This window comes from Hyphomonas atlantica corrig. (assembly GCF_017795365.1).
Lineage (GTDB): Bacteria > Pseudomonadota > Alphaproteobacteria > Caulobacterales > Hyphomonadaceae > Hyphomonas > Hyphomonas atlantica.
Genome location: NZ_CP051254.1, coordinates 1,949,590 through 1,974,038, shown reverse-complemented (window position 1 = coordinate 1,974,038; position 24,449 = coordinate 1,949,590). Strand labels below are relative to the sequence as shown.

The window sequence follows — 24,449 nt, the reverse complement described above, 5'->3', positions numbered from 1 at the left end:
TTGCCCGCTTCAGATGGATATTTGAGCAGCCCGCCGCAACAAGCGCGCACAACTGGTCGCAACCGCAGATATCTGGCGCTGCCGACGTCCGCAAGAATTAGGGCCGTAGCCGCAAAGAAACGCGCAGCGACCGCGATCACATTGCATACCAGCACCCAACCGCCGCTGCATTCGCAGCCTGATATGCGAGATAGACATGAATTTGACCAAAGCAGAACTGGACCGCGGCGCCCTTGAGCAACTTTTCCTTGAGGCTCGCACCTTCTCAGACTGGCAGGACAAGCCGATTTCGGACGAGGACTGCAAACGCATCTACGAACTCGCAAAACTGGGCCCGACGTCTTCAAACGCTTCGCCGGCAAGGTTCGTTTTCATTCGGACCAGCGAGGGAAAAGACAAGCTCAAACCCTTTCTCTCTTCTGGCAATCTGGAAAAAACAATGTCGGCTCCACTGACAGTCATCGTGGCGCATGATCTGGATTTCGCGGACAGGATACCGGAGCTGTTCCCGCATTTCCCCGCCGCCGCGAAATGGTTCGCTCCAGAAGACATCAAGCTTGAAACCGCCTTCAGAAACAGCAGCCTGCAAGGCGCCTACCTGATTCTGGCCGCACGCAGCCTGGGTTTTGATTGCGGCCCCATGTCAGGCTTTGACCCGCAAGGACTGGACAAAGCCTTCTTCAGCGGCACGAACGTCAAATCGAACTTTCTGGTCAATATCGGATATGGGGAGCCTTCGAACCTGCACCCGAGACTGCCGCGCCTCTCTTTCGAAGATGCGTGTCAGATCGCCTAACGAAACAGGTTCACGCGGGCGTTCGCGAAGTACGTAGCATTCCGGCAAGCGGCGTGTACTTCCAGACACCTGCCACGATGATCAGGACGAGCCCAAAAACGGTCGGCGCGTCGATCGGGTCATGAAAGAGGAATACACCATAGCCCACAGCCCAGACGACTTGTGAATATTGCATGGGGCCCAGAAGGTTGGCTGGTGCATATCTGGACGCAAACATGATTGTCAGATTCCCCAGCGCAATGAAAACACCATAAACTGCGATAGGCAGCCAAAGCGAAAGGTCAGGAAGCCGAAAGTCGGGAATGATCATGATTCCGCAGAAGACCATCGGAAGAAGCGTGGCGGCACCGAAATGGGAGATCGTGTGCTCGTCATGCTTTATATGGCGAAGGATCACGAAAACCGACGACGAACATATGGTCAGCACGAACGCAGCGAGATGCCCGATCGTAAGCTCCCGCATGCCCGGACGCAGCACAATCAAGGTGCCAACGAAGCAGACGAATATCGTAAGCCAGGTCGACCGTGTCACCTTCTCGTTCAGAAACACGATCGACATCAGCGAAATCATGACCGGCATGAGGAAGACCAGTGAAAACGCCTCAACCATAGGCAATTCAGTGAATGCGATGATGCCAGCTATGATGCCGACAGTCTGAATCACGCCGCGCAAAATCCACAGTTTCGGACGCCTCGGCCGAATGATGTGGATCAGTCGTTCTCCGCGCCCGCGCACAAGGGGTGCCAGCACCAAGCATAGCAGGCACCCGAGAAATCCCAGCATGAATGGCGGAACCTGGCCGCCCAGAAAGCGAACCACGGCATCCTTTGTTGCAAACAGAGAGAATGAAACAAGCGCCAGTGTGACGCCTCTCGATAGGTCATTTGTCTGGCTGTTCACGATGTTCACTTTATCTGGATCAGGGCAACTTATCCGCCTCATGATGATGCAAGTCACCCGACGGGTCTTGCCCCAGCGCGGCCAGTTACTTGTCTGCATCAAAGATTGTAGGCTGTCAGGAATTCCTTCGCCTGGCGTCAATTGCAGCGCCTCAAACGCGTTTAACATCGGTCGCAAGAGAACCAGCTCCTCGAACGGTCGGAGAACGCGATGGATACCAATCAGCCAAACTCGCCTGCATCTGCTGACTTGATCATCAAGCATGTCTGGATTGTCACCATGGATGAGGAACGGCGCATCTTTCGCGATGGCGCCATCGCGGTGAAAGGCGACAGGATCACCGGCGTTGGACCATCTCCGGATATTCTCCAGAACTTCCGCGCCGACACGGTCATCGACGGCACGGACAAATTTGTGATCACGCCGGGCCTTGTGAATGGCCATGTGCATGTTACGGGCGAGCCCATTACGCGCGGCCTGGTTCCCGACAATACCGATTGGCAGGAAAACGTATTCGGTTGGCTTATCCCAACCTATCTCTCCCAAACGCCGCAGGATGAACAACTCTCGGCCAAACTCGCGGCGCTGGAAATGCTCCGCACCGGCACAACCTGCTTCGTCGAGGCCGGCACAATTCTCGATCTTGACGCCACGGTGCAAGCGTTGAACGAAATTGGCATCCGCGGCAGGCTTGGGCAGTGGCTGCAGGATCGCGCGTTCGATCCAAATGATAACCAGTCCGAACTCACGAAAACCGCCGTTGCCAAGATGGTGGCCCAGCAAGACCGATACCCTGCCACTGAAGACACACTTTTGGCCGCAGCGCCGTGTCTGGTCGGGCACAATACGGCAACTGATGAATTATGGCGCGAAGCGACGCATCTCGCCCAAGATGCACATGTTGGTGTCACAGCCCATATGAGCGCCGACCCGGCTGATCCGAACTATTATCTGGAAACTTCCGGTGCGCGCGCAATTGAACACCTCGCCAATTTGGACGCACTGGGCCCACACCTGTCCCTCACACATGCCGTTCATCTGGATGCGCACGAAGTGGACCTGCTGGCCCAAACGGAAACAAGCGTCACACATTGCCCGATGACAGCGATGAAAGGCGGATATGGCGCGACGGCAACTGGCCTGTTCCCCGAGATGTCAGAAAAGGGCGTCAACATTCTGCTTGGCACGGATGGCGCCAATAACGGCAACTCGTCCGACTTGATGCGGGCGATGTTCTGCTCCGCGGGCATCTTCAAGGACAGTCGCCGAAATCCGAACCTTTTCCCTGCCACCCAAATTCTGGAAATGGCGACCATCAACGGTGCCAAAGCCGCCCAGATGTCTGACCAGATTGGCTCGCTGGAAGTAGGCAAGAAAGCAGATTTTGTTCTTCACGACCGCAAGCGACCGGAATGGAGCCCGCTCATTGATCCGGTGAACCAACTTGTCTACGCCGCTGATGGGCGAGGCGTTCATAGTGTGTGGATAAACGGCGTTCGCGTAATCGACAATTACCGATCCACGCTGATTGACGAAGAAAAACTCTATTCCGAGGTTCAGCAGGCAAGCGACACTCTGGTCGCGCGTCTCGACAGGAAGAGCACACCCGCCTGGCCAGTCATCTGAGCGTCACGCGGCGTGGTCAAGTCAGCTAGATTTCTTTTCCCCTGCGTCTCTCGCCGTACTCAAAGGCCGTCAATTTCCACCAATCCCTGATTGTTCGGAGACGAACGAATAGCGCGCGGCGCTTGGATCAAGGGATTCATTCAAAAAGGGCGCCAAAATCGCAGCCGTTTGAGAACGCCTCTCAAAGGAGAGCCGACGCTCAGCAGGAAATGTCTTGCAAGGGAAAACTGACTAAAATAGTACATCTTCACAAAAGCGAAGAACCGGCCAGCTATGATACTGCTTGAGCCAGTATTCTAGCTGAAATCAATAACATAGCGCCGGGAAAAATATGAATATCTACACAACTTACCTTGATGAAATCGAAACCCGGAAAATTCAGGGTCTGCATCCAAAACCTATCGAAGACGCCGAGCTCGTAGATGCACTTGTTGCTCAGATCCTTGATCCCGCTCACGAACATCGCGCCGACTCCCTGAACTTCTTCATCTACAACGTGCTCCCCGGCACAACCAGCGCGGCGGGCGCCAAATCCCGGTTCCTGAAAGAAATCATCCTTGGGACCCATAAGGTTGAAGAGATTTCACCAGAATTCGCCTTCGAATTGCTCTCGCACATGAAGGGCGGCCCCTCAATTGAGGTGCTTATTGATCTGGCGCTGGGCGACGATCAGGCGATCGCACGCGCGGCAGCGGACGTCCTCAAATCCCAGGTCTTCCTGTACGAAGCAGACACAGACCGCCTTGAAGCCGCCCACAAGAGTGGCAACGCTCTGGCGACCGAGATTCTTGAAAGTTATGCCAAGGCTGAGTTTTTCACGAACCTTCCTGACATCGAAGAAGAAATCAAAGTCGTCACCTTCATCGTCGCCGTAGGCGATGTCTCGACTGACCTGCTCTCGCCGGGCGCGGATGCCCACTCCCGTTCTGACCGCGAACTGCATGGCCAGTGCATGTTTGAGCACAACAAGGAACAGCAAGCCGCCCTCAAAGAGCTTCAGGCTCAGCACCCCGACAAGCGCGTCATGTTGGTCGCCGAAAAAGGCACGATGGGCGTTGGTTCGTCCCGCATGTCCGGCGTCAACAATGTGGCGCTCTGGACAGGCAAGCAAGCCAGCCCCTACGTTCCATTCATCAATATCGCCCCAGTTGTCGGCGGCACGAACGGTATTTCCCCCATTTTCTACACGACTGTTGGCGTGACCGGCGGCATCGGTGTGGACCTGCAGAACTGGGCCAAGAAGCTGAACCACAATGGTGGCCCGGTTCTGGATGAAGATGGCGAACCTGTTCTGGAACAGCTCTATTCCGTCGACAATGGCACAGTCCTGACGATCAACACGAAAACCAAGAAACTCTACAATGAAGACGGCAGCAAAGAGCTCGTCGACATTTCGAACGCTCTGACGCCACAGAAAGTGGAGTTCATGAAAGCGGGCGGCTCTTATGCCGTGGTTTTCGGGAAGAAGCTTCAAACGACTGCCGCTGAAATCCTCGGCGTTGAAGCCCCGGCCGTCTATGCGGAATCCAAAGAGATCCATCACGAGGGGCAAGGCCTCACCGCCGTCGAAAAGATCTTCAACCGGAACGCGGTCGGTGTCGCGCCCGGTAAGGTTCTTCACGCCGGTTCAGACGTTCGCGTCAAGGTAAACATCGTCGGCTCACAGGATACGACAGGCCTGATGACGGCCCAGGAACTAGAAATGATGGCCGCGACGGTGATTTCACCAAGCGTAGATGGCGCATATCAGTCCGGCTGTCACACAGCATCCGTATGGGATCAGAAAGCTCGTCAGAACATCCCGAAACTGATGAGCTTCATGAACAAGTTCGGCCTCATCACCGCGCGTGATCCCAAGGGCGTCTACCCCGCCATGACGGACGTGATCCACAAGGTTCTGAACGATATCACGGTTGATGATCGTGCGGTCATCATCGGCGGCGATTCCCACACCCGCATGTCCAAGGGCGTTGCCTTCGGCGCTGACTCCGGAACAGTCGCACTCGCACTCGCAACGGGTGAAGCGACAATGCCTATCCCGCAATCGGTCAAGGTGACGTTCAAGGGCACGCTGAAGGACCATATGGATTTCCGTGACGTGGTGCATGCCACGCAGGCGCAGATGCTCGACCACTTCAATGGCGAGAACGTGTTCCAGGGGCGCATCATCGAGGTGCATATCGGCACCCTGCTGTCCGATCAGGCATTCACGTTTACTGACTGGACTGCCGAAATGAAGGCCAAGGCGTCGATCTGTATTTCCGAGCCGGACACGCTTGTGGAATCTTTGGAGATCGCGAAACACCGTATCCAGATCATGATCGACAAGGGCATGGACAATGACAAGAAGGTGCTTCAGGGCCTGATCGATCTGGCCGAAGCCCGGATTGCCGGGATCAAGTCCGGCGAAACCCCACCACTGGTTCCAGACGAAAATGCGAAATATTTCGCTGAGTTCGTTGTAGACCTCGACGCCATCAACGAGCCAATGATTGCGGACCCGGACGTCAACAATGAAGACGTGTCCAAGCGCTACACTCACGACACCATTCGTCCGGTCTCATACTATGGTGGAAGCCGCAAAGTGGACCTCGGATTCGTCGGTTCCTGCATGGTGCACAAGGGTGACATGAAGATCCTCGCCCAGATGCTGCGCAATATCGAAAAGCAGAACGGCTCGGTTGAGTTCAACGCGCCACTCGTTGTTGCTCCGCCAACCTACAACATCGTTGATGAACTCAAGGAAGAAGGCGACTGGGAGGTTCTGGAGCGGTATTCCGGCTTCGTGTTCGACGACGCCAACCCGAAAGACACCGCGCGCAAGAAATATGAGAACATTCTCTATCTTGAGCGCCCTGGGTGTAACCTCTGCATGGGTAACCAGGAAAAGGCCGAGCCGGGCGACACCGTCATGGCCACGTCCACACGCCTGTTCCAGGGACGTGTTGTGCGCGACTCCGACGAGAAAAAAGGTGAATCCCTGCTGGCTTCAACGCCCGTCGTTGTCCTTTCATCCATTCTCGGCCGTACGCCGACTATCGACGAGTACATCGCAGCCGTAGATGGCATCAACCTGACATCGTACGCGCCTCCGGTGCACTAGGCCAAGCTTGAGGGGGCCGAGTTCAAACTCTGCCCCCTCTTGTTTCACCTACCGGGGGTGATCACATATCGCTGGTGCGGATGTCGATATCCGTCGAAACCGGAGAGTCGGCACGCCCGGAATCTTCCACTACCCGGAACTCGCCGCGGCAATTGTCCTTCGTGAAGGTCGCGCGCAGATAGCCTCGCTGCTTCCCATTCAGGTGCGCCACGTGCGGATTGGCGTCGCGCATGATTTCCATATCACGGGCCCACGGGCAGTAGGACGAGATCGGCCCTCCGACCAGTTCGTGGCCAATGCGTTTTGAGGTCGTATCGAACGGATCCTCGTGAATGGTGGACGCCATGGCCGTGTGCCAATCCCCGGTCAGGAACACGGGGTTGGACACATCATTGGCCAGAACCGAGTTCAACCGCTCCCGGGCAGCCGGGTATCCATCCCAGGAATCGAGGTTGGTCACGGCTCCCTCGGGTGGCGCATTGTAGCGATAGGACGTGTGCCAGATCTGCGTCGCGATCACGTTGAATGGCGCATCGGACCGCTTCAGCTCTTGCGTCAGCCACGCCTCCTGCGTCTTGCCCAGCATGGTCCGGGACGGATCAAGCGCTTCCTCGCAATAGGGCTTGCGCCCATCGCCACATGGCTGGTCTGACCGGAATTGCCGCGTGTCCAGCAAGTGAATCTGCGCCGGCCCGAACACGTACTTGCCATACATCTGCAAGGCCGGTTCCATGTTGCGCAGGATTGGCGGCTGCTCAATCGGCATATGCTCATAATACGCCTTGAACGCCATGTACTTCCGGACCTGAAACTCCAGCGGCGTTTGCTTTTCCGGGTCCTGCGGAATCTGTGCCGCCCAGTTATTGTCGACCTCATGATCGTCCATCGCGACGATCCATGGCGCACAGGCATGGGCCGCCTGGAGATGCGGGTCTGACCGATAGAGCGCATAACGATTGCGATAATCCCACAGCGACGTGATCTCGTTGCCATCATGCTGGCGGACAATCTCGAACAGACGGCGCTCGCCGCCGCCGACATCGCGCATCTTCGCGCCAAGCGGACTGACGCCGCCTTCATAGATATAGTCACCCGTATGAATCACACAGTCGGGCAACCAGTCCGCCATATCGCGATAGGCCGCATAGCGACCCGTTTCATAGTGCTGGCAATAGGCCAGCGCGATCTTGGCGGACGCATCGTCGGGGCTCGAGGTGCGTGTACGGCCGACCGGGCTTTCCTCATCGCCATAATAGAACTGATAGAAGTATTCCCGACCCGGCTTCAGGCCTTCAATGCGCACATGCACCGAATGCCCCTTGGCATCAGATGTCTCTGCCACACCATCCTGCAACGTGTTTCGCATGGCTTCATCTGAGCACACACGATAGCGCACTTGTGCGGAGCCAACCGGCATACCGCCCCCCTGCAGGGGCTCCGGGGCCAGGCGCGTCCAGAGGATGACGCTGTTGGGGCGCGGCGAACCGGATGCCACCCCCAATGTGAAATGAGGCTTGCCGCCTTGCGCGACCGCCATCTTGGGCAACCAGAGCGCAGCGCCAGACGACGCCAGAAACAGTCTACGGGAAAACATGGCACTTCCTTTCATCTGAGTTCGAAAAGGGGTGGTCACCGGCAGGGGACTATTTCGCCGGTGACCAGAACCATTCGATCGGGGCTGGACATGGACCCCGCCCTCGCGGGGTCCGGCCATCGAATGGTTAGAACGAATACTCGTACTGGATCCAGAAGGAACGCGGCTTACCATTCCATCCGTACTGGCGGTAATAAGCGCTGTCGTTCGGTCCGATTTCCCCACGCACGACCGCGCGATCACGGCTATAGCCAGATCCGCCTGAGGCACGTTCGAAGTAATCTTCACCCAGAAGGTTCACGCCGCGGATCAGGAAGCGGTGCTGCTTCTCATCACCCATGAAGTACTGAACCGATCCGTTGAGAACAAAGTAATCACCGAAGTTCAGGTCTTCCACGACACGGTTGCCATCCTCGTCCACCATGCGGGCAAGGCTGGTTCCGGCATAGGCCCATTCCGGCCCCTGCCAGCGTGGGTTGAGTGACAAGATCCAGCGATCGGTTGGCGTGTAGGAGACCAGACCCGACAATGTCCACTCCGGACGCTCGGACGACTGACGGAACTCAGCGCTCCCTGCCCGCCCCGGCACGACAAAGCCAAGATCGGTGGTTGTGCCGTCAAGGCGTGCCGAAACGCCGTAGACCGGGTTCGGCTCGAGCGATTCCATGTCTGTGAAGCTGAAATCCGCCTGCCACTTGTCGAAGTCGAAGGCGACATCCAGGGTGATGCCCTCAATGTCCTGTTGGCGGATCGTATTCACTGCAACCGTTTCACCCGGATCGCTCAGGCCCGCGGCTGCGGTTCCGCAGAACTCATCAGGCGCAACAATGTTGTTGCGGTTCCGCTCAATGGTCGCTGTATCGTTGATCAGATTGTTGAACAGCGGATTGGCGACGTCATTGGCATACTCAAAACATACCGCGCCGACGGCCCGGCTGGAGAACAAATTCTTGATCTCCGTTTCGAAGTAACCGATCTCGACATTGTACGTGCCGCCAAAGATTTCACCGTCTATACCTGCACCGATGTTGAATGCGTTGACTTCCTGCGGCTGCAGGCCCGGGTTGATGTTGGACCCGGCACCAAACGCCCCGATCTCGTCAATCTTGGGAAGGCTGTAGGATGTACCACCCGACCCGCGAGCATAAATGCCGCGGCCGAAATCCTGACGCAGACCAACTTTCCAGACGGCCTGATCGTCGAAATTGTCGTTGAAGTCCTGACGGGCCGCGAATGAGCCGCTGAAGCCGTCCAGTACCGGCATGGAGACACGCAGGTCACCATAGATGCCTGTGCTGGTCAGCGTCACATCACGAACACCGAAGGAGTCGTCGGAATTATCCGTGTAGCTGGTGTTCTGGATACCGGCAACGATTTCAAGGTACTCGTTCACAGTATAGGTCGCGCGGGCATTGATGCCGTAATCGACATAACCGGATTCACGCTGGTCCGTGGTACCGAAACCCTTTGTCAGGCCGCCATCGCCGAAGCCAGCCGTGGACTGGATGACATATCCCATCGGCGCGCCAATCGGGAACGGGTTCTCATGGGTGCCATAGGGCTGACCGTAGAATGGGCTGTCCGGGTCCTGATTGATGTAGAATGAGCTACCGCCATTCCAGTTATCATCCGATGCGCCACCTGCACTGCCGACAGGATTGGTGACACACCCGGCGGAGAGGCCAGGAATACCGGCAGCGAAGCTTTCAAACGCAGATGCTGTCGAGAAGCCTGAGATCCCTTGATCAGCGGCAAGCGTCTGAATGTCGGCCGGCAAGTCTTGCAGGCGCGGGATCTGACAGATTTGCGCGTCAATCTCGTTATTCTTCAGCTGGGGGTCCTGATAGTGGGCCTCAACATTCAGCTTCAGCTTGTCACTGAAGCGATGCTTGAACTCACCTGTATAGATCGGGAACTCAGTGAAGTTCGGCTGGAACACAGTGCTTTGCGGGAAGGAGTCCCGGAAATCGATCGTGGTGTAGGATGCGCCCAGCAGCAACTCGGTCTCTGGGGCGATGTCCCAGAGGTATTTGATGCCGAGGCTGTTGAAGCTGTAAGGGAATTCGTGGCGGCCGCCGAGTGCCAGCACATTGTCGCTATAGGCGGACTCATCGAATAGTTCGTGCGCGTCGGTTTCGTAGGAACGCCCGTAAACCAGAACGGAGTGCTTGCCATCCTTGTCCAACGGGAAGGACATATTGCCGTAATACTCGCGCGTCTTGAACGAACCGGCATAGACACCAAACTCGCCCTTCAGTGTGCCATCCGGACGCTTCGTCTTCACGCTGACGACACCAAGACCACCATTTGATCCGAAGTACAGGCTGTTGCCGCCACGATAAACTTCAACACTTTCGATCATGCGCGGATCGATTGCCGTGGCTGGCCAAAGGTCTTCCAGTGGCGAAGAGCGATCAAAGAAAGGCGCGCCATCCACGAGGAGAAGCGTGTCGCGATCAGTACCGCCATCGATACGGATGGTAAATTCGCCTTCATCCGGCGAATAACCGATATTCGCTCCACGGATCAGGCCCGATGCAAGTTCACCGAAATTGGTGAAGCCGCCGGTCTCGATTTCGTCGGAGCTGATCAGCTGAACCTGCGTTCCGAACTCGGCAAAATCGACGGCAATATCGGATACGGAGGCATCAACGGCCTGACCTTCAACGCGGATGGTTTCAAGGCGGCGGGAGTTCTCCCCCGTCTCAGATTCTTGCGCCAGTGCAGCGGGAATCGCTGCCGTCGCCATCAGGGCACTCAACCCCACTCTCAAACTTCTGCTTGTCTCAATTCTCATCGCTGGTCTCTCTCATCTAACCCCAGGGACCGCCACCATCGGCGGGTTGTGGCCGGGCGCTGGTGGGCGCTCTCTGCCACGAGGCTGCTCTAGAGCCGCAACGCGACACTTACATGAAGATTAAGAAAACATTGTATGAATGATATTTACATCGTGATGGTTTTGTAATTGAGGAAAACTCATCACGAACATGCCGTCACCGGAGTTGACTATGGCCTACGAGAATGCTGCCTCGCGCCTGCAGGAAATAATCAATATCAGCAAGACCACCGCCGGGTATCTCGTCGACTGGGACGGCTGCTGCGCCCTTGGCAACACGCTCACCCCGGAAGCAGCAGCCTTCCTCCGCGCTCATCAGGATCGCGTCGCCATCGTGTCCAACAACTCAACCTGCACGCAGGAAGACTTCCAGGAGATCCTGGAGCGCGACGAAATACGACTCCCGCGCGACAAAATACGACTTGCCGGCATCGAGGCGCTACATCGCGCGACACAATTCGACAAAGGCGACACTATGGTCCTCGGGGATCCACACATGCGCGGAGTCGCCAGGAAGCTCGGATTGGGCCTCACACAGGAAGACGCCAATGTCGTGGTCCTGTTGAGAGATCGGCGCTTTACCTACCGCCGGCTGGAGCGCGCGGTGAACGCGCTCGCGAAGGGCGCCCACCTCATCGTCGCCAATCCGGACCTGACTCACCCGGCTCAGGATGGCGGCCTGAAACCCGAAACCGGCTCACTCCTCGCGGCCATTCGCGCCTGTGTGGAACTGGACGCGACAAAAATCGACATCGTTGGCAAGCCCTCGCCGCTCATGTTTCACGAAGGTTGCCGCACGCTCGGCCTGCCACCAGAGAAGGTCACCATGCTGGGGGACAATCCCGCGACCGACATCGCTGGCGCGAGGGCCCTTGGCATGCAGGCGATCCTCACCTCCGCCCGGTCACCGGATGTGTTCGAGGCATTGATGGGCGTCGATGCGCGCTAGAACCGCTTCAGCGACAACACGTCGAAGGTCTTGCGCAATGTGTCGGTCGCACGGTCATAATCAGCCAGTGCCAGCGCTGCGATCAGGGCATCCAGCACGCACAATTGCGCGATGCGGCTGGTCATGGCCTCGGTGCGGAACTTGGTTTCCCGCGCCATCGTGAACAGCTTCACATCTGCATATGCCTGCAATGGTGAACTTGAGAAATTCGTCACAATGATCGTCTTCGCCCCCGCATCCTTCGCCAGGCGTGTCGCCGCCAAAGTTTCATGCGTCGACCCCGAATGGGAGATGGTCAAAACGGCCACATCGGGACCGGTGCGGGATGCGCTGATCGCCTGAACATGACTGTCCACCACGACGCGCGCGTCCAGGCCGATGCGCAACATGCGATACTGGGCATCCTCGGCAATCGGTGCGGAAGACCCTATTCCATAGATTTCGACCCGTTTTGCAGATCGTATGATGTCGACCGCCGCCGAAACCGCATCCGCATCAAGGATCGACATCGTATCCTTCAACGCCTGCACGCCCGCATGAAACATCTTGCGGCAAACCGTGCCCGTATCATCGCCCGGCTGCAGGTCCTCATGAATGAACTGAACCGGCTGCACAACTTCCTGCGCCAGGCTCAGTTTCAACTGCTGAAACCCGGACAAATCCAGCTGACGACAGAAATTGATTACACTCCCATCACTCGCCCCCGTCGCCTCAGCAAGTTCGGTGACAGACATTCCGACCACTTTTCTAGGATTTTCCAATACATAGTCAGCAATGGACCGCGTACTCGGACCCAGGGACGGATGCCTGACCCGGATACGAGTCATCACATTGTCCACTATCGCGACATCGGAACGCTTCTTAGGGGCCGATTTACGTTTTGTTTTGCTCTGCGCCATGCGCATTCCTCGAGATCGTTAGCGTTTGAGTTGAATACTACTCAAATTTTATCAAAGATATATGAATTTCGTAACACCAATGTCATGTCGGACTGCTACTCAATCCCACATCAACTTCGCGCGGTCTGAACGCGCCTCACCAAGCGAGAATTGGGTTATCGAGATGCGTAGTCTACCCGCAATCTTCACGCTCCTCTGTATTGTCTTCATACTGCCCGTCACAGCGCAAGCTGACCAAATTGGAAGTCACAAAAAGCCAATCCGAGTCATGCTGATCCCTGCCGATGGCGGGACCGAGGATGGGACAAAGGCAGATTTTCAGCCATTGTTCGACGCCATCACGCAGTCAAGCGGTTTGCAATTTCAAGTCAGCACGGGGCAAAGTTATGCCGCCGTAATTGAAGGAATGTGCGCTGGACTGACAGACATCGCCTGGTTTGGCCCCGCCTCCTACATCGAAGCGCGGGACCGCGGCTGCGCCGAGTTGCTCGCGGTCGAAGAGAGAAACGGTTCTTCGACCTATTTCGCGGGACTGTTCGTTTCAGCAGACTCAGATTTCGAACAAACAGCAGACCTCAAGGAACACTCCATCGCGCTCGGGTCCAGCCACTCGGCCAGCAGTTTTTCCTACCCGCTCGCCATGCTTCGCAAGGTCAATGTTGATCCGCTCAGAGACTTGTCGAGCATTCGAATTACCGGAAGTCATACCAACAGCCTGCTAGCGCTAAAAAACGGACACGTAGACGCCGCAGGTGCTTCCTTCATTTCATTCGAGCGCGCGGTAAACCAGGGTGGCCTGGACGCGCGCAGCTTCAAGATACTTGCAAAGTCCGCACCCATTCCAAATCCGCCGATCGCAATGCACACTCAACTTCCCAGCGATATCAAAATGAAACTCAGGCAGGCGATTGGCAATGTCCACACGAACAAAGATATCAATCCGGAAGCCATTCGCGGATATGGCGGCAAACGCGTGGACCGATATAACGTAGAGACGGGAGAAGCACTGTTCGATAGCGTCGTCGACGCCACGTCGTTTCTGAACGACGATTACATGGCGGCACTATTGCGCAAGGCCGATTCCGCAAAACGCGGCTAAGCGCCTGTCTCCAAACCTGGAATTCAAATGACAGAACAAGTCACCCCGGCGCTCGCCCTCTCAGGTGTATTCAAATCGTACGAGACTGGCACCAATGTTCTCTCCAATTTCAATCTCGCCATCCAACCAGGATCGTTCTGCGTCCTGTTAGGGGCCTCGGGATCGGGAAAGTCTACGCTGCTAAAGTGTATTGCTGGCCTGACACCGCTGGATGCCGGAGATATTCGGCTGCACGGCACACCACTTTCACGAAAGCGCTTGCAAGACATGGGAATGGTGCACCAGGATTTTGGGCTGTCAGACCGTTTGACCGCTGCGCAAAATGTCATGTCGGGCACCGCCCCTTCGGTCAGTTGGTGGCGCGTCGCGCTTCAACTCTACTCTCGCACAACACAACAAAAAGCATGCGCTTTGTTGGAGCGCGTGGGACTTACCGAAGCGCATGCCAATCGTACCACGGACAAGCTATCTGGCGGTCAGAAGCAAAGAGTAGGTATCGCGCGTGCGCTCATCTCAGATCCACGTCTTATCTTGGCCGACGAACCGGTTGCGAGCCTTGACCCCAGATCCTCTGCCGAAGTCATGAGCTTGCTGAAGAATGCAGCAAATGAACGCGGCGCGTCCGTACTCTGCTCCCTGCACCAGATTGATCTCGCGCGAGCATATGCGGACCGCATCATTGGCCTCAAGCATGGACACATTGTTTTCGATGGACCGCCGGACGCGCTCACACACGATACGATCCGTTCGATTTTCAACATCGAAGCCAGCGCACCTGAACGACAGCTGGAGATCGCCTAGATGTCGATAATGACCACAAGGACTTCCGTACCAGATTGGCGTCTCAGGCAACCTTTCGGATGGAAATCGGTTGTCGGCCTGCTCGCCATACTTTTTGTGGCCTGCCTTTCGGCAGAACGGGTTCAATTGGACCGTATGGCTATCGAGATAGGCAGTTTCTCGCTGGAGCTGGCAGGTCTTTCTGAAGGATCACAGATTGGTCGCGGCGTGGAAAGTGTGACGCGCGATATGTTTCCGATCGCCATATCGGAAAAAAGACCACTCGATCTGGTCGAAGATTTTGACGCGAACGCTCTCCCGTTTTGGGCCCGCATAGAGACAGAGTACGTAGAGACAACAACCCTTGATCCGGATACTCTTCAGATGAGCATCATCACTGAAGAGCAACGTTTTCTTGTCCAACCAATTGGATACCTCGTCTTTGTTCTGGGCAAAATGCTGGAAACAATCGAGATTGCCATATGGGCAAGCCTGATCGCCATTATATTTAGCCTTCCGCTCGCCTGGCTTGGATCATCGAACTACTCTCCCCACCCTCTCGTCTATGCATGCGCAAGAGGTTTTGTCTCGTTCCTTCGTTCGATACCTGAACTCATCAGTGCACTGTTTCTTGTACTCGCGTTTGGCTTCGGCCCAATCGCCGGAATTCTGGCGCTAACCTTCCACAGTATTGGGTTCCTTGGAAAGTTCTACGCCGAGGACGTCGAGGCAGCGAATGTGAGCCCTCAGAACGCCATGAAGGCCGCCGGAGCGGGAACGTTCACAATTCTGAGAATCGCAGTGCTGCCTCAAGTGTTGCCGAGCTATATCGGCCTGTCTCTCTACATACTCGACCGAAACATACGGATGGCTACAGTTATCGGCCTGGTGGGCGCGGGAGGGATCGGTCAAGAGCTCAAGGGCCGGTTCGATATGTTCCAATACGACCGAGTCGGAACGATTCTTCTTGTGATCTTTCTGACTGTCGTCGCGCTTGACATCATCTCGGCGCGCTTCCGAAAACGCTTGGTCTAACTCCACGCCCGCCTCCTCGCCTGACCTCGTTGAATAGGGCCTGGCACTTCACAAACAATGGGAACAATTCGCATACTCTGTGTGATTTCATCGATCGAATGGCCCAATCGCGCAATTGCCGCCTTCCCCTTCGGCAGTCAGACGATGCTTACAAACTCTCAGCAGATTCTACCGGCTTGTATTCAGAAGGATCCGTCACAAATTCCGCGTGACCATAACTGGCGAGCTGTCGTCTGAGTGCTGTCAGACAAACTCGAACCAGTCTCCGTTTTTCACGGACGAGCAGGTCTCAGGCAGCGAGAAGCTCGCGCCATTCGAGAAGAGCGGCGTCGCGTAGCGATTTGAACCGGGCCCTGCTCTCGATATTCCTTTGATGGTTGAAGTGGTTGTATACAGACGAATGGGTTGAAGCGAATTTCTGGAGACTTCGCATGCGCCTGAACCGTGACATCGCCCTCTCTCGTCGCCGAAACGGAAGATGGGAATTTTCAGCGCGATTGTTCAGGTGTCGGCCGCACTCCTGGCGCCGGGCATTCCAGATTTCCTTCATGGCCGCACGATATGAATGGCACCTATCCGTCACCACCACTTTCGGATTGCCGTAGCGCTTCATAGCTTTTCTCACAAATCTCAATGCGGAAGCCTTGTCCCGAGTTTTCGTGACGAAGGACTCCAGAACCTCACCTTCGTGATCGACCGCTCGCCAAAGGTAGTGAGTTTGACCACGGATTTTCACAAGCACCTCGTCCAAGTGCCATCGCCATTGCGGACTCTGCCGCATAGCTTCCGAACGCCGCCTCCGGATCTTGTGTGCAAAATAAGTACCGAACCGATCGACCCAGTGGCGGACCGTTTCGTGGCAAATGTCGATACCGCGCTCGTGAAGCAGGTCCTCGACGTTTCGAAGTGAAAGCGGAAATCGAACGTACATCATGACCGCAAGCTGGATGATTTCCGGTGATGTCTTGAAGTAGCGGAATGGGTTCTGGTTCATTTTTCGAGCTTAAGCGTCAGGATTGGCGGCCTCAAGCTCAGTTCCGCTGACAATGTCCTAACTACCCGTACTCTAAGATGCCGCTGGTTAGTCTGGCAGAAAAGAAAATCGCATCACTTGATGACGAACTTTATGCCTTCTCGGCAATACGAGGAACACAAAGCCAACTATCGGCCGAACAAAAAAGCCGCATGAAATCCTTTCAGACCCTTTTCACTGGATTCTGATCCAAAATCGCCCAGCATTACTGTCCGAACAGCACCATTTTGCCTGATGTCGGCGTAGATCTTGATCGTTTTTGAGTTCATCGCATCTTCTAATGAGAGAAAACTGATCCCCATTCTGGTCAACGCTTCTACGGATGTTCCAAAAAGTTCGGCCTGTCGCCGCGTTCGTTGCAGCAACGCCGGATCCTGAACATATTTGTTATCGAGTTTTGATGGGACCATGTCTGCGAATATGATCCGCAGTGAGTTGAGATACTGAGTATTGTCGATGACTTCCAATTCGGCGCGGTGGATAATGGTGCCGCGCTCTGTTTCTATCCGGACTGGCACGTGATCGTTTCGCATAACCCAAGCGGCATTTGTGTCCGGAGACGCCGCGTGGGTGACGGTCACGTAAATCGACTGATAACCTGATAGATTGTGGCATAGCATCTTGCTCGTGAAAGGAAGCCCTTGGTCACGGAAGCGTCGATCAACACCAAAGTACTTTCCGCCCACGCCTTCCAGTGTCCCCCAACGATCTCTGTCAATCATCGCATTGATATCGTAGGCTTCGCGGTGCAAGTCGGACAGCTCTTTCTGCAATATCGTACGTTGTTCTGCAGGTGAAAGATCTGTCTCTTTCGGCGTTGTGTCCCTTTCAGAAGCTTGCTGTGCAGCTCGCGCTTCAGCCAACTCTACCGCGTCGCTTCTAGTTTCAGCCGCAAGTTCCTCGGTTCGCGCCGCACGCAGGTCATCGCCCATGCGAGCGGCCTTGAACAACGGATCTCGTTCGTCCTTTGCGTGAGCTTTTATTTTATACTCATCGCACTGAAGTTCGCTGTGGCCCTTCGCTTCCGTTGCCTCGGCAAGAACCAGCATGGCTATCCCTGCTTTTCTCGTGAAAGCGTGTTCGGAGGTACGCATCGAAGCAAACTGCAGGAACTCGTCATGCAAGCCCGTTCCTTGCTGAAGGAGAGTGGAGCAAATGCCGAAAACGTCATTGGAAACAAAACTGGCAAACAGAAATTGTTCCGCCTTTCCCTCTTGTTCGGCGACAGACACGAACATGGTTGTGTCGCCATCTTCGAAAATGGATTTGGAGAAAGTTCGATTTGCCTGCCAGTCTTCGCGCGGTTCTTTGTATGTTGCCATACGGTCAATCGGCACCAATCCTATATCCAACACGCGGAACTTTTGCTCAAACGAGTTTGGGTCAGCTTCTCGGAACACGGGCCGATATTGGTTTTCAGAACTGATTTCGTAAATTCCGAGCGGTCCGAAATCGTCACTTATTGATACAAATTCGCTCTGAACCGGGATAAAGTAATCCTCAGCCGTGTAAACTCTGTCTTCCGATTGCCAACAGCCCGCGAGCGCGAAAACAGAAATCAACAATACTACTCGGTTTATAATCATAATCTGATCAACCTAGACTTTGGTGCTTCCAAGATATGTTCCCCAACCGCCCGGAAGTAACGGTGAGAATCGCCATAATCGGACTCTGATATCCATCGAGCCAACGCGCTGACACGCTGAACGCTTTCGAAGGATTGAGACACTCAAGCGCTCTTGGATCAGGAAAGATTGGCTCATATAGTTTGGTTTAATCAGTAGGTTTTGCGCGATGCAAGCATAGAAGACTAACTACCCGTACTCTGAGATGCAGCCGCTCATCTGGCAGGAAAGAAAATCGCATCAGTTGATAACGGACTTTACAGGCTGGAGGGGCCGCCCAGCCAATTTGGCTTCTCTATTGGAGAGCGCTGGGCAATGTCCAGGTGAGCAAGGTTGCTAGAAAAACGAAAAGCCCAACAACAGAAAAAGCAATGCCCGAAAAAAAATCCCGCAAAGGTGTAATCGTGGCTCTGCTCGGATTTCTTCTATCGTAATGCACTAGCACCTCGCACCCTTCAAGGGATTGCACGCTTGCGGCCGTGTGCATCGTGAATAGACCGCTGGGCGCGGACTGTTCGAACCTGACGGGTGTTCGACCAGCTGCTTCGAAAACGACGCTGACATAGGCTTCACGATCTGAGTCCGAGCCATGCCGCCGAATGAAGCGGGTCGCTTCAATGAGGCCTGGCGTTACGCCCCGGCGCAACTGTATCAGGACCGCGTCCCGGGACATGTAAATGCCACCGCAAAAGAAGCCGAATCCGCCGACTGCCATCAGAAGTCTGAGAAATAAGTCCATGTTCTCATCCACACTTTCTCCCACGGGATCATTCACTCGAAATGATTAAAACAATCAAAGCGTGATGGTAGAAAAGGGCTGGTGTCAGACGAATTCGAAACGGTCTCCCTTTTCGCGGACAATCAGACCTCGCGCAGCGAGAAGCTCGCGCCACTCGAGCAGAGCGGCGTTACGCATCGATTTGAACTGGCTCTGCTCGTGATCTTTTGCTGATATTTTAAATTGCTGCACACAGACTAATAGTCTTGCACGAAGTTCTCTAGACTTCGCATGCGCCCGGATGTTTGCCCGGAACGAAACCCAGCCTTCGCACCGAGTGCGTTGCCGCGCTCCGGCACATTGAACATGAAACGAGCGATACCGTCTTCCACCTCAACTTCGATCAAACTCTATCCTCCTAGCTTATTCCGTCTTTTGGACGCAATGTCTTTAAGATACACTTTCTTGACAAGCATTTTTTCTGCCCGTCATATAGCCGGATAGAAACGACTCGGCGACATGACCGGGCGGGGAGGAAAAAATGAGTTCACGCACACTTTGGGCGTCAGCTTCGCTGGCGACCCTGATGCTGGCGACGCCGGCAATGGCCCAGACAAATCTTGATGAAACTCAGGCAGAGACCGAGGATGCGGTTCGATCTCTTCAAACGGTACTTGTAACAGCAACCCGGCGCGAGGGGGCCGCCCAAGAGACAGGCGCCGCCCTGTCCGCATTCGATCAGAACGCCCTTGAACTACGCTCTGTTCAGTCTGTGGAGGATCTCGCGGATCTATCTCCCGGGTTGCAGATATCGACGTATCAGGGCGACACGTCGATCTTTGTGCGAGGTATTGGGACACCTGTTATCATTGCTGGCGCCGACAGCTCCACAGCCACTTATGCAGATGGCGTTTATTTGTCCCGTGCCGCAGCGATCGGCCCGGCATTCTTCGATGTCGAGAGGGTCGAAGTGCTCAGAGGGCCTCAGGGCACGCTCTATGGCCGCAACGCCACAGGTGGCGCAGTCAAGATCGTCACCAAAACGCCCAGTGACACATTTGAAGGTGAAGCCAGGCTGATCCTCGGAGATTATGATCGCATTCAGGCCTTCGGGGCCGTCAGCGGCCCCATTGGTGACGGACTGCGCGCCCGTCTCGCCGTTCAGAAAGAAACCCGCAATGGGTACACTGAAGTAACATCACCCCTGGGTAATTTCGACGCTGAAGACAAGGATGACCTGTCGGTCCGGCTGACCTTCGAGGCAGATCTGTCAGAATCCGTCCTGCTGACGCTCAGGAGCGACTACTATACGGCTGACGACCGAGCCAATGTGTTTCATTTTGCGAGCCTCGGCTATCAGGAGGAGGTTGACGACTGGCTGAGCTCTCGGGAAGGCAGCCAGACCCTGCCCTATTTTGCCATCAAGACCAGCGGCCGCGTCTCAGCACCGGCATCGCGGAACATTTACTCCGGGGTCGACTATTATAATGACACCAAAGTCTGGGGGGTTAGCGGACAGCTTGACTGGCAGATTGGAGCCTATGACCTACAGGCGATCATTGGCTACAAGGATACCCAGCCGGATTTCCTAAATTCGTTCGATCTTGGGGAGCGCTTCAACACATACATCAATCGTGCCGAAGACCATCAGCAATGGAACGCGGACGTCCAGTTGGCGTCCCCGACATCCGGCCCGATCTCTTGGATCATTGGCGGCGGGTACTTCACTGAAGAAAACGACATCGAGAACAATATCTTCGGAGATTTCTGGGAGCCAATACTCATACAGGGACTGACCGATTTGCAAACGGCCGGTATTCTTCCGCCCTTTCCGATAGACATTCCCGAATCCACCCTCTGCTGTGAGTTGCATCTGAATGGCAGACAGGAAACCGAAGCTGTCTACGCATTCGTAGACGCAGACTGGGCGCTGACTGACACACTGACCTTGAAAGCCGGTATTCGGTTCTCAGAGGAGGAACGAGACGGGCGCCAGGCGTTCGATCTGACCATCCTGCCCGCGACGCCAGGCGGGCCGCCGATCCGCTTTGCTCCTGAAGTCGCTTTCTTTCCAAATGCGGTAAGTGACTCCCGCGACGGCGTTCAGCCTGACCCGTTCGGCTTCGTGGTTGCACCGGTGGAAGGCCCTGCAACATTTGATGCAACAACGCCGAAGATTGCGCTGGAGTGGGAGCCTGATTCAGATACGCTGCTCTATGTCAGCGCACAGCGCGGTTTCAAGAGCGGCGGCTACAATATCGGTTCGAACCAGCGCACGCCGTTCGAACCGGAAGATATCTGGGCCTATGAAGCCGGCCTGAAGTCCTCCCTTGCCAGCAATCGCCTGCAGTTCAATGCAGCTGGCTTCTTCTATGATTATACAAACCTTCAGGCCCAAGACTCCATCGGCAACCAGCCCATCATTCGCAACGTCGGCAAGGCAGACGTCAAAGGCGCCGAATTCGAGTTTGCGGCACTTCTGACAGACATGATCAAAATGGATGGGTCAGTTACCTATGTGGATGCGGCATTCACCGAAGGCTCCCTGACCGAACCCTTGCGTCCAGCGCCTCTGAGCCAACCGCCAGGCACCCTGCTGACCGATCTCGACGGAAAACGCCTGCCACGTGCCCCCGAGTGGAAACTGAACCTTGGCGCCCAGGCAGACTTCACTGCACTCGGAGGCGACATGACAGTGCGTGCGGATTATAGCTGGCAGGACGAGATCTACTTCACGGTCTTCAACATCGAGGCTGCGTCGCAGGATGCCTATGGCGTATGGAGGGCGAGAGCCTCGTATCAACCCCATGATTCGCAATGGCGCTTCGCGGTATTCGGCGAAAACCTTTCCGACGAAACCTATTTCACCAATCAGATCCTGACCGGCACCGTCTATGGTGCGGAATTTGTCGGTTCACTGGGCGCACCCCGGACCGTCGGATTTGAAGCCGCAGTGACGTTTTGAGTAAAGAAGGACCAAGGACAATGACAAGAACTCCCCTCCAGGCCGCTACGGCATGGTACGACGCAGTTCATTCCGGAGATTTCGACGCCCTGTTCGATGTCATGGCGGATGATTGTGTCGTCGAATTCTATGGGCCTTCGAGCATTCCGTTTGCGGGAATCTTCAAGGGCAAGGAAAAATGCAAGACCTTTTTCGGGCACGTCGCCAATGATGTGGATATCCTGGAATTCTCGCAGACGGAATTCATCAGTGAACGCGACAAGGTCGCCGTAACCGGACGATTGACCATGGATCTGAAGGAAACCGGTCGTCGGTATTCTGCAGACTACGCCCATATCCTGACAGTCAGGGATGGCCAAGTTGTGCGTTTCAGGGATTTCCAGGATACGGCGCAGGCTGCACATGTGGCGCACCAGCTGGAAACACCTATACGCTGAAGTCAGAACTTTACGGCCAAACGTTCCGAGATCCGGGCGGCCCCAAATATCTAATTTGTGGGCCCCGCCTTGGCTCTCAATTCGTGATGAATCTCCTCCACGCGGGAAAGGAAATGAATCCCCTGCTTGATCTCCTCCTGCGTCAGACGCTCCACAAGCGTGTCGATGAACGCGGCGCCATTGCGAACCATGTTCTCAACAAAGGTCTGCCCCCTCGGCGTCAGGGAGACAAGCTTCTCTCGCCCATTGTCAGGGTCTTCTTTCATAACGATCAGGTCGAGAGGAGGTTTCGTCAGAGCCCGAATGGATTTTGATACGGCAGAACTTGTGACCTCGTACCAAGCCGCCAGCGCGCGCTCGACATCTTTGCGTCTCATGTGTCGACCGTCCTGACCTTCGGTCCGGATCAGCCACAAGATACAGGCCTGCTGCCGTGTCAGAACACCGGAACGCATTGCATCTTCAATCTGAATGCCGACGAGATAATGAGTTGGATAGAACAAGTCGAGGAAGCTGATCGCAGCAGTCTTATTAGTCTTGCTTCGCATAATGTCCCTGCTCAACAATTTCACTTTGGGAGATCATCATATTGGTGAGACCGCGAAATTTGTCAAAGCATCTGAACATCAAGGTTTAGGACATCGACCGCAATTTATTGCGTCTTTACGACACTATTTCTTTTGTGCAATGTTTGTCGGGACGAATTTAAAACTTGGCGCGCCGCATCTGTGCGGTGAAGACCACATGATGGAGGAAACCATGCCCGTCCCGCCTTTGCCTATCATCGATGATAAATTCCAGTCTCGCGATCTTTATGCGCCAGACGTCATTGCCAATCCTTACCCCTATTATCAGGCCCTGCGGGACCAGCCGATCCAGTTCGGTCTTGAAGACTACCCCCCGGGAACGGTTCCTGGCGTTGATAAGCCACACCCCGCCTGGGTTGTCTTGAAACACGCTGATGTCGTCGACGTGTGTCGTCGTCCCGAGACTTTCTCGTCTCGCGACATCATGCAGGAAGAATCAGAAGCGCCCACACTCATGCTCGTGAATCATGATCGACCGCGTCACACTGAGTTGCGGGCCATCGCCCAGAAGGCTTTTCACCCCAAACGCGTCATGGAAGACGTGGCGCCCTGGATGGAACGCACTGTCAACAAGCAACTCGACTTGATTGGAGATGCAGAAGTCGACTTCATGAGGGACCTCGCCCCCAATCTGCCTGCACTGGTCATGACCCGACTAATAGGCCTGCCGGAAGCCGATTATGTCCTGCTGCGGCGGTGGGCAAATGCCTTCATGGTCACGTCGGATTTCACAGTCGAAGAACGACAAGCCTGCAATATCGAATTGTGGAGCTACTTTCAGGAAGCCGTCGACAAACGATACACCAAGATCGAACGCGGAGCAGAGGTGCCAGATGATCTGATGTCGGCATTCATCACGGCAGAATCAGACGGCAACAAACTAACCCGCGAGGAAGTGGTGCGTTTCTGCCTAACACTTGTGGTGGCTGGTGCTGAAACGACCGGATATCTTCTTGGGAATCTAATTGATGTCCTCGTTTCAGAGGACGGACTTTATGACAAGGTGCGCGCAGACCGCGCCCTCATTCGCAACCTTGTTGAGGAGAGTTTGCGCCGAGATGGACCGGTTCAGCGGCTGCACAGAGTCTGCGTTGAGGACACGATGATCGGCGAAGCACATATCAAGGCAGGAGACTGGGTCGCTATATTCCATGCCTCCGCAAACCGCGATCCAGAAGTTTGGGAACGGCCGGATGACTTCATCTTGGATCGTCCGAACTTTCGCAAGCATGTCACTTTTGGCAACGGCATCCATCATTGTATGGGGGCCGGAATTGCGCGCAATGAGGCAGTCCAGATGATTACATCCATCATGGATCGATATGAGAGAATAGAGCCAGCGGGCGAGCGCATCCGACAACGTGGCGGTCTATTGAATTACGGCCTCGAGACCTGCCCCGTGCGGTTTGTCAGCGCGTGACTGTCCGGAGAGGCAAACTTAGTCCGACGGCGTGGTACGTTCAAAC

20 protein-coding genes are annotated in these 24,449 nt (G+C 55.3%); 11 read left to right on the top strand and 9 right to left on the bottom strand.

Annotated features, from left to right (window positions below; genetic code table 11):
* The first annotated feature begins 196 nt into the window (after positions 1-196).
* Positions 197-796: a malonic semialdehyde reductase gene (locus HF931_RS09750; RefSeq protein ID WP_273239896.1), complete on the top strand. Its 600-nt coding sequence runs from the start codon at positions 197-199 to the stop codon at positions 794-796.
* 10 nt (positions 797-806) lie between these two features.
* On the opposite strand, the gene HF931_RS09745 is transcribed toward HF931_RS09750, so the two are convergent.
* A complete protein-coding gene (locus HF931_RS09745) occupies positions 807-1,739 on the bottom strand; it encodes a DMT family transporter (RefSeq protein ID WP_162176010.1) in 933 nt (310 codons plus the stop codon).
* A gap of 168 nt (positions 1,740-1,907) precedes the next feature.
* Here HF931_RS09745 and HF931_RS09740 point away from each other — a divergent pair, with 168 nt between their 5' ends.
* Together HF931_RS09740 and HF931_RS09735 are read left to right on the top strand one after the other, a co-directional pair.
* On the top strand, positions 1,908-3,323 hold the full coding sequence (locus HF931_RS09740; protein ID WP_273239894.1) for an amidohydrolase family protein: 1,416 nt from the start codon (positions 1,908-1,910) through the stop codon (positions 3,321-3,323).
* Between the two features lie 331 nt (positions 3,324-3,654).
* Positions 3,655-6,426, top strand: coding sequence for a bifunctional aconitate hydratase 2/2-methylisocitrate dehydratase (locus tag HF931_RS09735; protein ID WP_273239892.1), 2,772 nt, complete (start codon positions 3,655-3,657; stop codon positions 6,424-6,426).
* A gap of 61 nt (positions 6,427-6,487) precedes the next feature.
* Here the strand turns inward: HF931_RS09735 and HF931_RS09730 are convergent, their stop codons facing one another.
* Both HF931_RS09730 and HF931_RS09725 read right to left on the bottom strand, forming a co-directional pair.
* On the bottom strand, positions 6,488-8,020 hold the full coding sequence (locus HF931_RS09730) for an alkaline phosphatase D family protein (protein ID WP_273239890.1): 1,533 nt from the start codon (positions 8,018-8,020) through the stop codon (positions 6,488-6,490).
* 127 nt (positions 8,021-8,147) lie between these two features.
* Positions 8,148-10,769 (bottom strand): TonB-dependent receptor plug domain-containing protein, encoded by a 2,622-nt coding sequence (locus HF931_RS09725; protein WP_241764225.1) that lies wholly within the window; start codon positions 10,767-10,769, stop codon positions 8,148-8,150.
* A 259-nt stretch (positions 10,770-11,028) separates the two neighbouring features.
* Between HF931_RS09725 and HF931_RS09720 the strand changes: the two genes are divergently transcribed.
* Positions 11,029-11,805 carry an HAD-IIA family hydrolase gene (locus HF931_RS09720; RefSeq protein WP_051602861.1) on the top strand — a complete coding sequence of 259 codons (777 nt, stop codon included), beginning with the start codon at positions 11,029-11,031 and terminating at the stop codon, positions 11,803-11,805.
* On the opposite strand, the gene HF931_RS09715 is transcribed toward HF931_RS09720, so the two are convergent.
* Positions 11,802-12,704: a MurR/RpiR family transcriptional regulator gene (locus HF931_RS09715; RefSeq protein ID WP_035554841.1), complete on the bottom strand. Its 903-nt coding sequence runs from the start codon at positions 12,702-12,704 to the stop codon at positions 11,802-11,804. The two genes, HF931_RS09720 and HF931_RS09715, sit on opposite strands and share 4 nt — an antisense overlap.
* Before the next feature lie 163 nt (positions 12,705-12,867).
* Between HF931_RS09715 and HF931_RS09710 the strand changes: the two genes are divergently transcribed.
* The 3 genes from HF931_RS09710 to phnE are packed head-to-tail and all read left to right on the top strand — an operon-like array spanning position 12,868 to position 15,618.
* Entirely contained in the window at positions 12,868-13,803 is a 936-nt protein-coding gene (locus HF931_RS09710) for a phosphate/phosphite/phosphonate ABC transporter substrate-binding protein (protein WP_035554646.1), read from the top strand.
* Positions 13,804-13,830: 27 nt separating this feature from the next.
* Complete coding sequence (locus HF931_RS09705) at positions 13,831-14,604, top strand: phosphonate ABC transporter ATP-binding protein (RefSeq protein ID WP_035554644.1); 774 nt, start codon at positions 13,831-13,833, stop codon at positions 14,602-14,604.
* A gap of 9 nt (positions 14,605-14,613) precedes the next feature.
* Positions 14,614-15,618 (top strand): phosphonate ABC transporter, permease protein PhnE, encoded by a 1,005-nt coding sequence (gene phnE, locus HF931_RS09700; protein ID WP_273239887.1) that lies wholly within the window; start codon positions 14,614-14,616, stop codon positions 15,616-15,618.
* 289 nt (positions 15,619-15,907) lie between these two features.
* On the opposite strand, the gene HF931_RS09695 is transcribed toward phnE, so the two are convergent.
* The 3 genes from HF931_RS09695 to HF931_RS17190 all read right to left on the bottom strand — a co-directional run bounded on the left by HF931_RS09695 (position 15,908) and on the right by HF931_RS17190 (position 18,949).
* Positions 15,908-16,612 (bottom strand): IS6 family transposase, encoded by a 705-nt coding sequence (locus tag HF931_RS09695; protein WP_273239885.1) that lies wholly within the window; start codon positions 16,610-16,612, stop codon positions 15,908-15,910.
* A gap of 167 nt (positions 16,613-16,779) precedes the next feature.
* Positions 16,780-18,216 (bottom strand): hypothetical protein, encoded by a 1,437-nt coding sequence (locus tag HF931_RS09690; protein ID WP_273239884.1) that lies wholly within the window; start codon positions 18,214-18,216, stop codon positions 16,780-16,782.
* A gap of 355 nt (positions 18,217-18,571) precedes the next feature.
* Complete coding sequence (locus HF931_RS17190; protein WP_420537738.1) at positions 18,572-18,949, bottom strand: DUF3592 domain-containing protein; 378 nt, start codon at positions 18,947-18,949, stop codon at positions 18,572-18,574.
* Positions 18,950-19,096: 147 nt separating this feature from the next.
* Here HF931_RS17190 and HF931_RS09685 point away from each other — a divergent pair, with 147 nt between their 5' ends.
* Positions 19,097-19,228 carry a hypothetical protein gene (locus HF931_RS09685; RefSeq protein ID WP_273239883.1) on the top strand — a complete coding sequence of 44 codons (132 nt, stop codon included), beginning with the start codon at positions 19,097-19,099 and terminating at the stop codon, positions 19,226-19,228.
* 23 nt (positions 19,229-19,251) lie between these two features.
* On the opposite strand, the gene HF931_RS09680 is transcribed toward HF931_RS09685, so the two are convergent.
* The gene (locus HF931_RS09680) at positions 19,252-19,401 is read right to left on the bottom strand and encodes a hypothetical protein (protein WP_273239882.1); all 150 of its coding nucleotides are present in this window, start codon (positions 19,399-19,401) and stop codon (positions 19,252-19,254) included.
* Positions 19,402-19,535: 134 nt separating this feature from the next.
* On the opposite strand from HF931_RS09680, the gene HF931_RS09675 reads away from it, so the two are divergent.
* On the top strand, positions 19,536-21,959 hold the full coding sequence (locus tag HF931_RS09675) for a TonB-dependent receptor (protein ID WP_273239880.1): 2,424 nt from the start codon (positions 19,536-19,538) through the stop codon (positions 21,957-21,959).
* 20 nt (positions 21,960-21,979) lie between these two features.
* The gene (locus HF931_RS09670) at positions 21,980-22,396 is read left to right on the top strand and encodes a nuclear transport factor 2 family protein (protein WP_272982173.1); all 417 of its coding nucleotides are present in this window, start codon (positions 21,980-21,982) and stop codon (positions 22,394-22,396) included.
* A gap of 50 nt (positions 22,397-22,446) precedes the next feature.
* Here the strand turns inward: HF931_RS09670 and HF931_RS09665 are convergent, their stop codons facing one another.
* Positions 22,447-22,944 carry a MarR family winged helix-turn-helix transcriptional regulator gene (locus tag HF931_RS09665; protein WP_273239878.1) on the bottom strand — a complete coding sequence of 166 codons (498 nt, stop codon included), beginning with the start codon at positions 22,942-22,944 and terminating at the stop codon, positions 22,447-22,449.
* A gap of 211 nt (positions 22,945-23,155) precedes the next feature.
* Here HF931_RS09665 and HF931_RS09660 point away from each other — a divergent pair, with 211 nt between their 5' ends.
* Positions 23,156-24,403, top strand: coding sequence for a cytochrome P450 (locus tag HF931_RS09660; RefSeq protein ID WP_273239876.1), 1,248 nt, complete (start codon positions 23,156-23,158; stop codon positions 24,401-24,403).
* Positions 24,404-24,449: the final 46 nt, after the last annotated feature.